Below are 12,944 nucleotides of genomic sequence, written 5' to 3'. Positions count from 1 at the left end.
CGCATGACACAATGTCGCTATGGCGCCACGATTCCTGAAGATCGAGGACGTTCAGGAGATTCTGAACATCTCGTCGCAGCAGGCATACTCCCTGGTGCGCAGCGGGGACCTGCCCGCAATTCAGGTAGGCGGGCGTGGCGTGTGGCGCATCGAGGCGACCGAGCTCGAGTCGTATATCGCCCGTCAGTATGAGGTGGCGCGCCACAAGGTCGACCGCAGCGAAGCCTAGGCCGGTCGCACCACCACAATCGCCGAGGTGGGCACCGTGGCCGCCGCGCGGCCCGGTTCGCCGATCTCGAGGTGGTCGGCGCCTACCCAGGCGATCAGCCCCACCCTAGAACCCGTCCGGGTGACGACCGCAACCCTGGTGCGATCCCTCGCGAGCGATCGCAAGACGCTGGTCAGACGCACCCGTCGCTCGACGACGCCGCGGTGCGCGCCACGTGCGGGCAACCCCTCGATCGCGTCGACGCCAGCACTCGCCACCACGTGTTCGCGCCCGTCCGCGTCGCGCACGAGTATCCACTCGTCGCCGCCGTCTCGCACCTGAGCCTCCAGGATCGCGCCGTCCGCCAGCGCGAGCCGCACGCGGCTGCCCTGAGCCGCGGCGACGCGCGCACTCCACGGCACCGACGCGCGCTCCGAGCGCTCACGAGCGGCCACTTCCTCGCGCCACGCGGCCGCCCCGTCGGCGTCCGCCTGCGCCTCGAGGTCGGCGAAGAGTTCCTCCCACCGCATCCCGTCACGGTAGCCGCGCTGTCCACACTTTGCGGTTCCGGTAGACAACCTCGCCCCGCTCAAGTAGACCTAAGGACATCAAAGAGCATCAAAAAATATCAAATGGAGGCTTCCCGTGTCTGACACCGTCATCTCCGCTTCCCCGTCGATACCTCCCGGCGTCGGCGCTTCGGCAGGCGCCCGCGCCGCCGCCTGCGGCGTGATCCTCGCCGTGGCTGCCGTGGGATACGCGCTGGCGCGCGTCGCCTGGGAGGTCGGCACCGGTCACGACCGGGCGGGCGGGAACCTCGGCGCCGCGGCCGCGGTCGAGGACATCGTGGTGGCGACGGTCGCGCTTGTAGGGGCGGCGGCCTGTGCATGGTTGACGCTCGCCGCGGTGGCGGCCGCGATCGCTCCACGGCGGCTGCGTGGCCGTATCGCCGCGCTCACGCCCCTCGTGTGGCGCCGCGTCGTCGGCGTCGGTCTCGGAGCGGCGGTCACGGCCGGCATCGCGACCTCGGCGTCCGCGACGCCGGGATGGATCGTCGAGCCTGGTCCGGACGACACCTCTGCTGCCGGCTGGCTCAACTTCGACGGCCCGGCCATCGCTACCGATGCGCCGGTGGCGATGGCACAGTCCGAGGCGGCAGAAACGCCGCCCGCGGCGACGCCACTCGCAACGCCGCAGCCGCAGGGCCCCGCGACACGCAGTGACCGCACCGCACCCTCCGCACCACCTGGCATCCCCGACCAGGAGTACACCGTCACCCGAGGCGACTCCCTGTGGACCATTACGGCCGCACAGCTCGATACGGACGACGCCCCGACCATTGCGGCGGCGTTGCCGGCGCTCTACGAGGCCAACCGGGCGGTCATCGGGGCAGATCCGCACCTCATCGTGCCGGGCCAGGTCTTGGCACTGCCCGAGGGGTGGACGCGATGAGCGCCTTGCCCGCTCACGAGCCCGCGCGTCAGGGCGTCGACCGTCCCGCCGCGGGTCGCCGCCCGGAGACGGTGCGCCCCTACGCTCGCCCGCACACGCTCCTGGGCGATCCCGCGCCCCTCGCGTGCACCCTGGGCAAGGCCGTCATGGAGTCGATCTCGGGCGGAACGGACCTCAGCCCACTGGCACGCTGGATCGCCCCGGAGCTTCGCGAGACGCTGCTGCGCCAGCAGTCGCTCGCTCGCCGCCGCGGGCTCAGGCCGCGGCCCACCCAGATTCTGCGCGCCCGCGTCTGCCGTACCTCGGCGACGAGCGCCGAGGTGTCACTGGTGGTCGACGATGGAGAACACTCCCGCGCCATCGCCATGCGGCTGGAGGACATGCACGGCCGCTGGCTTGCGACCGTCATCGACGTGCTGTGAGGCCTACTCCTCGTTCTTGCCGTGGCAGAGCTTGTACTTCTTGCCGGAGCCACACGGGCACGGCGAGTTCTTGGCCGTGCCGGGGAACGTCGACCCATCCGCTTCGGGGCTCGATGCCGCGCCGCTGGAGCCGGCCACCGCGGAGCCGTCGCCGCGCTTGACCGTGGCCGAGCCGTCCTCCGACGGACCCGAGTAGGTCAACGCGCCCATCGACGACTGCATGAGCGCCCCAGGGGTGGTCGACGACGCGGTGAACTGTTGGCGCTGGCGTGCGGGGCCGGGCGCACCGGCGGTGGGGCCCGTGGACGTCGCGGGGCCGCGCCCGCCGCTCTTGCCCGGGGGAACCACCCCGGGGGCCGGCGCCGCCGCGGCGGTCTGAGCGGCCGATGCCGCGGTGACCGGTGCGCCCTGCGGCTGCTTCTCACGCTTCTCGACCCGGTACAGCACCTTGAGCGCCTGCTCCTTGATGCCGTCGCTCATCGCCTCGAAGAGCTGGAAGCCCTCGCGCTGGTATTCGGTCAGCGGGTCGCGCTGACCCATGGCGCGCAGGCCGATGCCCTCCTTGAGATAGTCCATCTCATAGAGGTGCTCGCGCCACTTCGCGTCCAGCACCTGCAGGACCACCTGACGCTCGACGGTCCGCAGCAGCTCGGAGCCGATGCGTTCCTCGACGGCGTCGTACTGCACGCGGGCGTCCGCGGTCAGTTCGCGCTCGAGGAACGCGGAGCTCAGTTTCTCGATGCCGCCGGCCTCGTCGACGATCTCGTCGACCGTGACGGACACGGGGTAGATGGTGTGGAGGTCCTTCCACAGGGCCTCGAGGTCCCAGTCCTCGGGGGCGCCGACGACGGTGGTGGCGGTGACGTAGGCACGCACCACGTCGTCGATGAACGTGTGGACCTCCTCCGAGAAGTCCTCACCCGAGAGCACCTCGCGGCGACGGCCGTACAAGACCGTGCGCTGCGAGCTCATGACGTCGTCGTACTTCAGGATGTTGCGACGGATCTCAGCGTTGCGACCCTCGATCTGCGCCTGGGCGCTGCGCACGCCGCGCGTGAGGACCTTCGACTCGATGGGCATGTCGTCGGGAATGGCCGACGAGTTCATCATCGTCGCCGCCATGCCCGACTGGAACATGCGCATGAGGTCGTCTTCGAGAGACAGGTAGAACCGCGACTCACCCGGGTCGCCCTGACGGCCCGAGCGACCGCGCAACTGGTTGTCGATGCGGCGCGACTCGTGACGCTCGGTGCCGAGGACGTAGAGACCGCCGGCCGCGAGAACCTCGTCGTGCTCACTGGCAACGTCGGCCTGCGCCTGCGCGAGGACATCGTCCCAGACGCGCTCGTACTCCTCCGGGTTCTCGTGGGGGTCGAGGCCACGCTCGGCCATCTCCTGGACCGCACGGAACTCGGGGTTGCCACCGAGCATGATGTCGGTACCACGACCGGCCATGTTCGTCGCCACCGTGACGGCACCCTTGCGGCCGGCCTCGGCCACGACCGAGGCCTCCTTTTCGTGCTGCTTGGCGTTGAGCACGGAGTGCTTGATGCCACGCTTGCGCAGCTCCTTCGAGAGCTTCTCCGACTTCTCCACGGACACCGTGCCGACCAGGACCGGCTGACCCGCCTCGTGACGCTCGAGAATGTCGTCGATAACCGCGTCGAACTTCGCGGCCTCGGTCTTGTACAGCAGGTCCGACTGGTCGATGCGCTGCATCGGCTTGTTCGTGGGAATCGGCACCACGCCGAGCCCGTATGTCGAGTTGAGTTCGGCGGCCTCGGTCTGAGCAGTACCGGTCATACCAGCGAGCTTGTCGTACTGACGGAAGTAGTTCTGCAGTGTGATCGAGGCGTAGGTCTGGTTCTCCGCCTTGATCGGCACGCCCTCCTTGGCCTCGATGGCCTGGTGCAGACCCTCGGAGTACCGACGCCCCTTGAGGAGGCGGCCGGTGTGCTCGTCGACGATGTCGACCTCGCCGTCCTGCACGACGTAGTCGCGGTCACGCTTGAACAGTTCCTTGGCCTTCACGGCGTTGTTGAGGAAGCCGATCAGCGGGGTGTTCTGCGGCTCATAGAGGTTCTCGATCCCCAGCGCACGCTCGACCTTCTCGATGCCGGGCTCGAGCATGCCGACGGCGCGCTTCTTCTCCTCGACTTCGTAGTCCTCGTCGAGCGTCATCTCGCGCACCATCCGCGCGAACTCGACGTACCAGCGGCCGTTGTCGCCGGAGGCGGGGCCGGAGATGATCAGCGGCGTGCGCGCCTCGTCGATGAGGATCGAGTCCACCTCGTCGACGATCGCGAAGTGGTAGCCGCGGTGCACCAGACCCTTGACGTCGAGGGCCATGTTGTCGCGCAGGTGATCGAAGCCGAATTCGTTGTTCGTGCCGTAGGTGACATCGGCGGCGTACTGCTGACGGCGCTGCTCGGGCGTCATGCCCGACAGGATGCAGCCGGTTTCCATGCCGAGGAAGCGGAAGACGCGTCCCATGAGGTCCGACTGATACGAGGCCAGATAGTCGTTGACGGTGACGACGTGGACACCCTCGCCGGTGAGCGCGTTGAGGTAGGCGGGCAGCGTCGCGACGAGGGTCTTGCCCTCACCGGTCTTCATCTCGGCGATGTTGCCGCCGTGGAGGGCCGCGCCGCCCATGATCTGGACGTCAAAGTGGCGCAGGCCAAGCGTGCGCCGGGAGGCCTCGCGGACCGCAGCGAACGCCTCGGGGAGCATCGAGTCGAGGCTCTCGCCATCGGCGTAGCGCTGCTTGAACTCGGCCGTCAGCGCCTTGATCTCGGCGTCCGACATCTCCTCGTAGACGCTCTCCATGGCGTTCGTCAGGGTGACCATCTTCTCCAGGCGGCGCAGCGTGCGACCCTCGCCCATGCGGATGACGCGATCAAAAACGGACACAGTCAATGCTCCTGACGTCTCGGGAATCCTGAACCATCGTAGGCGCTCAGGCCGGGGCGGCCTGCGCGTCTCGCTGAGGGCGCAACAGGACAATCGCCACCGCGAGTGCGCCGCCGCCCACCATGCCCCACCACCCCAGCCGCTCCCCCAGCACCAGCGCGCCCAGCAGCGCGGCCACGAGCGGCTCGAGCAGGGACACGATGGTCGCCACAAACGGCGGGACGGTCGCGAGGCCGGAGAGGTAGGCGACGTACGCGAGTGCCGTGGACACGATGCCGAGGGCAAGCGCGTAGGCCCACCCCTGCGCACCGGCAGGCGCGACCCACCCCGTCGCCAGCGTCACCGGCACGAGCATGAGCCCGCCCGCAGTAAATGACAGGCCCGTGAGGCGTACCGCGCCGAGCCCCGGGACCGGTGCCCGGTTGACGAAGGTCAGCGCCGCGAATGTCGCACCGGCGGCCAAGGCGACCGCGACTCCCGCGAGCGCGCCCTCGCCGGCGTCGATCGACGTTCCGAGCAGCGCGACGAGGCCCGCGAGGGCCGTGCCCAGGGCGACCAGGGTGCGGCGTGGCGGCCACGCGCGGCCCACCACGGCATCGGCCATTGCCACCCACAGCGGCGCGGAGCCGATCGTCACGAGGGTCGCCAGCGACACCCCGGCGAGGCCGACGCCCCCGAAGTAGAGCACTTCGAAGAGGGCCGTGAGCGCCCCCGTGACGAGGACGCGCCGCCACATCGGCGCGGTGAGCGAGCGGGCGGCGAGGCGGCCGGAGACGACCAGGAAGGCGACGAGCGCGAGCCCCGCGATGAGCATGCGCCACATCGCGACGGCGTAGGCGGAGGTTCCCGACGAGTCCGACAGCAGCGAGCCCAGCAGGCCTCCTGTGCCCCACAGCACCGCCGCGACGACGACGGAGACGAAATGAGGGGTGCGCACGCCGGAACCCTACCGGCGCGCGCACCCCTCGTGACGGAGCGCGATCAGGCGGTTTCGCGTGCGTCCTCGTGCGCGTCCGCCGTCTCAAGGTGAAGGACGCCATAGGTCCAGCCGCGGCGACGGTAGACCGCCGAGGCGAGGCCGGAGTCAGCGTCATGGAAGAGGAAGAAGTCGTGGCCGACGAGTTCCATCTGGTCAATGGCCTCGGCGACGGTCATCGGAGTGGCCTCGTGGGTCTTGGAACGGATGACGATGGGCGTGCCGTCGATGGCGACCTCGCGGGTGGCGTCGTGCGGTGCACCCTCCCAGGCCTCGACGGACTCGATGGGGGACTCGCCCGCGGTCACCGCGGGGTCGTCCTTCGCCTGCAGATCGGTGACGACCTCGTGGAGCGAGGGCTTGCCGACGTGGCGCTTGGCGCGGCGATCGTGAATGCGGCGCAACTGCTCGGTGATCCTCATGGAGGCACGCTCGAGCGCGGCGAGGCGGTCATCGGCAGAGGCCTCGGCGCGGAGCACGCCGCCCTTGCCGTGCAGCGTGATCTCGACGCGTTCGCGGTCCCCCGAGAGCTTCGGATTACGTTCATGGACGACGGTGACCTCGGCACGCGTCGCGCGGGTGGCGAGGGACTCGATCTTGTCCATCTTCTCGAAGATCTTGTCCCGCACGTCCTCGGAAACCTTGGTGTGGCGTCCGATAATCGCGATGTCCATGGTGAAAGCTCCTTCGCAGTTCATGAATGTGGCCATGCGGCCTGGGGGCTTGTGGTGACTGCGGCGCCGACTGCGCCTGCTTCATCACCTCCCCTGACTCGAAGGTGCCGGTGTGGTGGACCGGTGGAATCTCACCCTAGCCCTCTTGTGACGGATGTGCGAGCAGGCTCCGCCACGGCGAGGACGACGGCTCCGGCGACGACCGCCCCGGCACGCTCGAGTGCGTCGCTGGCTGCCGCGAGCGAGGCTCCGGTGGTCATGACGTCGTCGACGAGGACGACGGTCGCGCCCGCGAGCGCCGTCCGGGCGCGCACCGCTCCCGCCATACCCTGCCAGCGCCGACGCGCCGAGCCGCCGCGCTGCTCCCCTCGCGCCATCGTGAGTGCGCGCGGCATGTGACGCGCAGGTGCGCCCGCCCGCGTGAACCCGGTAGCGGCGGCCGCGCCGAGCAGCGCCGGCAGGTCGCGACCCCGACGGCGCGCGGCGCCTGGCCGGGAGGGCACCGCGACGGTCGCGAGGGTGCCTGGCAGCGCCGCGAGCGCGGGGCCGATGCCGAGTGCCGCCCGCGTCATGGCGTCTCCCAAGAAGCGGTCGAGGTCCCTCCTGGCCGCGTCCTTCCATGCGGTGACGAAGCCGTCGGCGGGGCCCGCGAGCGTCGCCGCGGCCCACACCGGTAGCGGCGCCGTGCCGTCGACGTCGAGACGCGGCGCCAGCGATTCCACGCGCAGCGCGGGCTCCCACCACACGGCCGCGCACGCGTCGCACCAGCGCACGTCGCGCTCACCACACCCGGGGCATTCCACGGGCACCACCAGCCGCGCGAGGTCGCGCCCCGCCGTCGCCAGGGCTTGACCGAGCGCCGTCATCGCCTGAGCATGAGCGCTCGCGCGCTCGCCATGTGTCACGGCGGCCGATGCTGTGGTCGGCCTCGGTGCGGTCGAGGGGCTGGGGACGACGGCTACCCGGCGTAGGCGAGGTCCTCGACACCCTCGAGCACGCGCGACCACGACGTGCCCGCACGTTCCTCGACCACCCCGTCACCTCCGACCACCACGAGGGACGACTCCCCCGTGCGCGCGGTCACGGCGACGGCGCCGCCCATGGCGCCAATGGTGGTGGTGCGGCCACCGACCGAGGTCAGCCACAGCGGCGACGCCGCGCCTTCGATGGGCTCGCCCAGCACCGCGACCGTCAGCGCATCGGTCCATGCGATATCCAGGCCGGCACCCACGCCGGCGCCCACCCCGATCGGCTCGCCGATGCCCGTCGGACTTCCCTGGGCATCACGCACCACGGCCGCCACCTCCAACGAGGCCTGGTTGCCCGCGCGCGAGAGCACGGCGATGCGGCTGCCCTCGCGCGACACGGCGAGCGCGACCACCGAGCGAGACGCCAGCCATTCGTCGCCGAGCTCGACGACCTCGCCCGCGGCGGTCGCGACCTGGAGTGCACCTCCGCCTGACTCGACGCTCCATACGGCGCCGAAACGATCGAAGCTGGGTGCCACCAGGGCATCTCCAGGAATGATCGTGGTGGCCGTGGCCGGAGCCATCTCCGTTGCGGCGGCGCCGACGGGCTCAAGCGCCTCGGCACCCGCGGCGAGGTCCTCGGTGACCTGCACCCCGACGCCGTCGACGGCGAATGCCACTCGCGTGCCGTCGTAGCTGAGGGCGACGCCATGCGCCGCCGCTCCCACGCCACCCGCGTCGGCGGGCACGACGATGTCGTCGCCGTCCCACAGTCCCAACCGGTCACCCGCCAGGGTGGCGGCGACGGGGTCCGGCACGGGCGCCTTCGCAAGGGTGACCGAGCCGTCGTCGGCGATCGGGAGTCCGCCGATGCGCACCTCGACATCCGTGACGTCTGGCAGCGAGCCGAGCGTGAGACGCATCTGCTCGTCGGCGAGAGCACGCTCCTCGGGCGTTCCCGCGGACTGGGCCGTGAGGTCGACGGTCGCGACGCCGCCGGTGACGACCACGGATTCCACCGCGAGAGCGGCGGCCGCGGGGAAGCCGGTGACGACGGCATCGGCCAACCACGTGGAGGGGCCCTCGATGAGTTCGCGTGCCGCCGCGGTCGCCGCATTGACGCGAGGCAGCCACCGTTGCTCGGGAGTCGCCGTCGTGAGGTCGGGGGTGGCAAACATGAGCTGGACCGAGCGGAAGAGGCTGACGAAGTTCGCCTCGGAGATCACCACGCCGTCGGCCAGGGAGGAGATGCGCCACTGGCCGTCGTCACCCTGCTCCATCTCGAACTCGATGCGCTCGACGGTCTCGTCAGCGATGTCGGTGAAGCGGCCCGAGTCGTCGACCTGGGCGGCGACCGGAACCTCGTACGTCACGGTGTCGCCCGTCTCGTCCCACTGCGGTGCGACCGCGCCGGAGTCGTAGACCAGCGTGCGCGCGGCCGGGTCCCACGTCGATGCCGCCTCGTCGGTGAGGAACTCGCGTGCGAGCGTGAAGTCGCTCGCGACGCCGCTGGCCGAGGCCGTGAGGAAGCCGGTGACGATCGCCTCCGGCTCGTCGGTCGCCCCCGGTCCCTGCGCGATGGGCTGGAACGGCTCGATGGGGTCGACGTCGCCGTCGCCCTCGCGGACGGGCCCCTCGACGGGGATCGAGGCGCAGGCGCCCAGGGTCAGTGCTGCCGCCGCGGTGACCGCGAGGATTCGTGTGAGACGCATCAGTCACCCTCCCGTGACGTCGGGTGCACCACGTCGGCGTCGCTCGTGAGGTCGGCGACGTCGGTCAGAGCCGAGGAGAACACGACCTCGGGGCCGACCGCGGTGAACGCACCCTGGCGCTGCACCAGCGGTAGCGGCGCATTCTTGCCGAGCCCCTCGGCCGTGCGTGGCAGGAGCAGACGGAAACTCGCGCCCTGGCCAGGCGCACCCCACACCTCGAGCGTGCCATCGTGGAGGTGGGCATCCTCCCGAGCAATCGAGAGTCCCAAGCCGGTGCCGCCCATCGTCCGGGCGCGCGCGGCATCGGCCCTCCAGAAGCGGTCGAAGACGCGGTCGACCTGCTGCGTGGTGAGGCCCACGCCGTGATCGCGCACGAGCACCGCGACGCCGCGCCGGTTGGAGGCCACGGCAACCTCGACGCCCGCGTCCGAGGCGTGCTCGACGGCGTTCGACAAGAGGTTGCGGACAATGCGCCCCACCCGCGGACGGTCGATCGAGGCGGTGTGTGTCCCCTCTCCGACTCGCATGGCGATCGTGACACCCATGCCAGCGGCGACGGGAATCATCGCCTCGACCTCGTCGCGGACGACATCAGCCACATCCATGGACTCGAACTCCAACTGTGCGGCGCCCGCATCGATGCGCGAGATCTCGAGGAGGTCCGCGAGCAACGCCTCGAAGCGGTCCAGCTGGGTGCTGAGCAGCTCCGCCGAGCGGGCCGCGGCCGGGTCGAGGTCGCCGCGCGCGTCGTGCAGGACATCCGACGCCATCCGGATCGTGGTCAGCGGCGTGCGCAGCTCGTGGGACACATCGGACACGAAGCGTCGCTGCAGCCGCGACAGATGCTCGAGGCGCGTGATCTGGCGTTGCAGAGACTCCGCCATGTCGTTAAAGGTCTGTGCGAGGGTGGCCATCTCGTCGTGGCCGCGCACGCTCATGCGCTCGCTGAGCCGGCCCTCGGCAAGCCGCGACGCCACGCGCGCGGCCTGGCGCACGGGCCTGACCGCCTGACTGGTCACGAACCACGTCATCGCGACCACCAGGCCGACCAGGACGACGGCGCCGACGGTGAGAATCTGCTGGATGAGGTCGAGGGTCGCCTGCTCGTCCGCGAGCGAGTACACGAAGTACAGCTCGTACGGGCCCGCGGGTCCCAGATCGAGCGGTGCGCCGACGACCACGCCCGGCACAGACGGATTCGTCAGCTCGACGAACTGCCAGGGCTGATCCGTGCCGCCGTCGACCGCGGCGCGCATCGCAGCGCTGATGGGGGCGCCCACCCCGGTGGGCAGCTCGCCCACGGTCAGCGGGATCTGCGAGGAGTTCTCTGGCGAGCGCACGATGACGATGCCGCGCTGGTCCCCGCCGAGCGAACGCAGTTCGATGAACAGCTCATACACCAGCTCTTGCATGTCGGCCGGGTTCGCGGCGGTGGTCGAACTCGCCCGCTCCTGTGCGATGGTGGCGTCGCGGGCGGACTCGGCGAGGATACGGTCCACGCGGTCCTCGACGAGGCCATCGCGAATTTGTGTCGTGGCGTATGCGCCGAGCGCGATGACCGTGCCAATGCCGACCACGAGGGTCGATGACACGACGCGCAGCGACATTGACCGCGACCATCGCCGCGCGGCTGAGCGCACGGGCGCGACCAACGCGGCGCCGACGGCCCGCGCGGACGTGCTCACGGGGTGTGGCTGCCGGCCTTGTACCCGACGCCGCGAACGGTCTGAATGATCTCCGGGTTCTCCGGGTCGCGCTCAACCTTCGCGCGCAGGCGCTGAATGTGGACGTTCACCAGGCGCGTGTCGGCGGCATGACGGTAGCCCCACACATCCTCGAGGAGCACCTCACGGGTGAAGACCTGCCCCGGCGAGCGGGCCAGCGTGGTGAGGACGTCGAACTCGAGTGGGGTGAGGGGGATCATCTCCCCGTCGCGGCTGACGCGGTGGCCGGTGACGTCGATCTCCAGGTCACCGATGCGCAGGGTGGGCGACGCGGCCGTGTCATTGCGGCGCAGGCGGGCGCGCACACGCGCAATGAGCTCGCGAGGCTTGAACGGCTTGGGGATGTAGTCGTCGGCCCCCGACTCGAGGCCGAGCACCACGTCGACCGTGTCCGACTTGGCCGTCAGCATGATGATGGGCACGCCGGACTCGCCCCGGATCTCACGACAGATGTCGATGCCGGAGCGCCCGGGCAGCATGAGGTCGAGCAGGATCACGTCGGGCTGCTCGGCGCGGAACACACCGACAGCTCGGTCCCCGTGGTCGCAGAAGATGGGGTCGAAGCCGTCGCCACGGAGGACGATGCCGATCATCTCCGCCACCGCAGGATCGTCGTCGACCACCAGGATGCGTGCCGTCATGACGCCATCTTGCCATGTGGCGCAACGCGGGCACGAGGACCCCACGCCGCGCGGGAGGTGCGTGGCAGGATAGGCCGGGTCAAGGGAGGCAGACACGTGACCGAATCCGATCCGACGGGCTCACCCAGCACGCCCCAGTGGCCGACGCCTGGCCCCGCATCGGCACCGCCGGCATGGACCACACCCGGTGCGCCTGTCGGTCGGGCCGCCCCGCCGTCGGGTCAAGCTGCGCCGCCGTCGGTCGCCCCCTCACCGACGGCCGGGCACGCTGTGCCCGCTCCCGCCGCGCCGACCTATCGTTCGTGGCAGCCCGGAATCATCGCCCTGAAGCCGCTGAGCTTTGGCGATTTCCTCGCCGTCCCCTTCAAGGCGTTGCGTTTTAACCGTGCGGTGATGATCGGTGCGCCGCTGCTTTTCACGCTTGTCTCGACAGTGCTGTCTCTCACCACGCTGTGGATGGTGGTCAATGACCCCCAACTGGGGTTGCTTTCGGCCGCTCCCACACTGTCGGGCATTTCGGGCGAGACGATTGCGCTGATCGTCATCGCGATCGCGGCCGCGCTCTTGGCGGACGTGTTCTCCAGTTCCATCATCGCCCCCGGTGTCGCCCGTGCCGTGCTCGGCGAGCGGCTGACGATCGCGACCGCCTGGAAGCAGGTGCAGCACCGCCTCGGATCCCTGCTTCTCCTGTACCTGGTGTCGTTCGTCGTCATCTGCGCCGTGGTTGCGCTCGCGTGCGCGCCGCTTCTGCTCGCGTTCCTCGGCGACGGTGCCGCCGCCGCCGGCGGTGTGGCGTTGACGGTGCTGTTTTTCCTCGCCGCGATTCCGCTGTTCCTCGCCATCACCGTGGTCCAGGGCGTCACCCGTGCGCTCATCGTGCTCGAGGACGTCTCGATGGTGCAGGGCCTGCGCCGCGCGTTCGGGCTGATCAAGGGTCGCTTCTGGTGGTCGCTGCTGATCGTCTTCGTCGCAATGTTTCTCATCAACATCGCGGCGTCGGTGTTCCAGTACGTGGGCCAGTTCGGCGCCGTTGCGGTGGGACTCATCGCTCCTGACTCCACGGCGGTGTTGGCGATCAGCTTCTTCGCGATCTATGGCGTCGCCTACGTGGTGTCGATGGTGATGGTCTACGCCTACCTTGGCGCGATTTTTGCGCTGCTCTACATTGACCTGCGCATGCGCCACGAGGGCTTCGACATCGACCTCGCGCGTGCCGCCGAGGCCCGCGCCGCCGCCCAGGCGGGACGAGCCTGA

General features: G+C 70.0%; 12 protein-coding genes. 4 read left to right on the top strand and 8 right to left on the bottom strand.

The window, feature by feature from the left end; all coding sequences use genetic code 11:
- Nucleotides 1-19 precede the first annotated feature (19 nt).
- Complete coding sequence (locus B7K24_RS06370) at nt 20-229, top strand: helix-turn-helix domain-containing protein (protein ID WP_084129354.1); 210 nt, start codon at nt 20-22, stop codon at nt 227-229.
- Here the strand turns inward: B7K24_RS06370 and B7K24_RS06365 are convergent.
- Nucleotides 226-738 carry a hypothetical protein gene (locus tag B7K24_RS06365; protein ID WP_084129353.1) on the bottom strand — a complete coding sequence of 171 codons (513 nt, stop codon included), beginning with the start codon at nt 736-738 and terminating at the stop codon, nt 226-228. The genes B7K24_RS06370 and B7K24_RS06365 overlap by 4 nt on opposite strands.
- A gap of 115 nt (nt 739-853) precedes the next feature.
- On the opposite strand from B7K24_RS06365, the gene B7K24_RS06360 reads away from it, so the two are divergent.
- Nucleotides 854-1,660: a LysM peptidoglycan-binding domain-containing protein gene (locus B7K24_RS06360; RefSeq protein ID WP_084129352.1), complete on the top strand. Its 807-nt coding sequence runs from the start codon at nt 854-856 to the stop codon at nt 1,658-1,660.
- Nucleotides 1,657-2,082 carry an Rv3235 family protein gene (locus B7K24_RS06355; RefSeq protein WP_144268176.1) on the top strand — a complete coding sequence of 142 codons (426 nt, stop codon included), beginning with the start codon at nt 1,657-1,659 and terminating at the stop codon, nt 2,080-2,082. Before B7K24_RS06360 ends, B7K24_RS06355 begins: the two co-directional genes overlap by 4 nt.
- Before the next feature lie 3 nt (nt 2,083-2,085).
- On the opposite strand, the gene secA is transcribed toward B7K24_RS06355, so the two are convergent.
- From secA to mtrA, 7 genes are all read right to left on the bottom strand, one after another.
- Entirely contained in the window at nt 2,086-4,968 is a 2,883-nt protein-coding gene (gene secA / locus B7K24_RS06350) for a preprotein translocase subunit SecA (RefSeq protein ID WP_234986609.1), read from the bottom strand.
- Nucleotides 4,969-5,041: 73 nt separating this feature from the next.
- Nucleotides 5,042-5,932, bottom strand: coding sequence for a DMT family transporter (locus B7K24_RS06345; protein WP_084129349.1), 891 nt, complete (start codon nt 5,930-5,932; stop codon nt 5,042-5,044).
- 44 nt (nt 5,933-5,976) lie between these two features.
- A complete protein-coding gene (gene hpf / locus B7K24_RS06340) occupies nt 5,977-6,645 on the bottom strand; it encodes a ribosome hibernation-promoting factor, HPF/YfiA family (RefSeq protein ID WP_084129348.1) in 669 nt (222 codons plus the stop codon).
- 131 nt (nt 6,646-6,776) lie between these two features.
- Nucleotides 6,777-7,511: a ComF family protein gene (locus B7K24_RS06335; RefSeq protein WP_084129347.1), complete on the bottom strand. Its 735-nt coding sequence runs from the start codon at nt 7,509-7,511 to the stop codon at nt 6,777-6,779.
- Between the two features lie 92 nt (nt 7,512-7,603).
- Nucleotides 7,604-9,325 (bottom strand): LpqB family beta-propeller domain-containing protein, encoded by a 1,722-nt coding sequence (locus B7K24_RS06330; protein ID WP_084129346.1) that lies wholly within the window; start codon nt 9,323-9,325, stop codon nt 7,604-7,606.
- Complete coding sequence (gene mtrB, locus B7K24_RS06325; RefSeq protein ID WP_144268175.1) at nt 9,325-11,010, bottom strand: MtrAB system histidine kinase MtrB; 1,686 nt, start codon at nt 11,008-11,010, stop codon at nt 9,325-9,327. Before mtrB ends, B7K24_RS06330 begins: the two co-directional genes overlap by 1 nt.
- Nucleotides 11,007-11,690 carry an MtrAB system response regulator MtrA gene (gene mtrA / locus B7K24_RS06320; RefSeq protein ID WP_084129344.1) on the bottom strand — a complete coding sequence of 228 codons (684 nt, stop codon included), beginning with the start codon at nt 11,688-11,690 and terminating at the stop codon, nt 11,007-11,009. The genes mtrB and mtrA overlap by 4 nt, the downstream gene beginning before the upstream one ends.
- Before the next feature lie 270 nt (nt 11,691-11,960).
- Between mtrA and B7K24_RS06315 the strand changes: the two genes are divergently transcribed.
- Complete coding sequence (locus B7K24_RS06315) at nt 11,961-12,944, top strand: hypothetical protein (protein WP_084129343.1); 984 nt, start codon at nt 11,961-11,963, stop codon at nt 12,942-12,944.

This window comes from Demequina sp. NBRC 110055 (assembly GCF_002090135.1).
In the GTDB taxonomy this organism is placed as follows: domain Bacteria; phylum Actinomycetota; class Actinomycetes; order Actinomycetales; family Demequinaceae; genus Demequina.
This window is presented reverse-complemented; position numbering and strand designations above follow the sequence as displayed.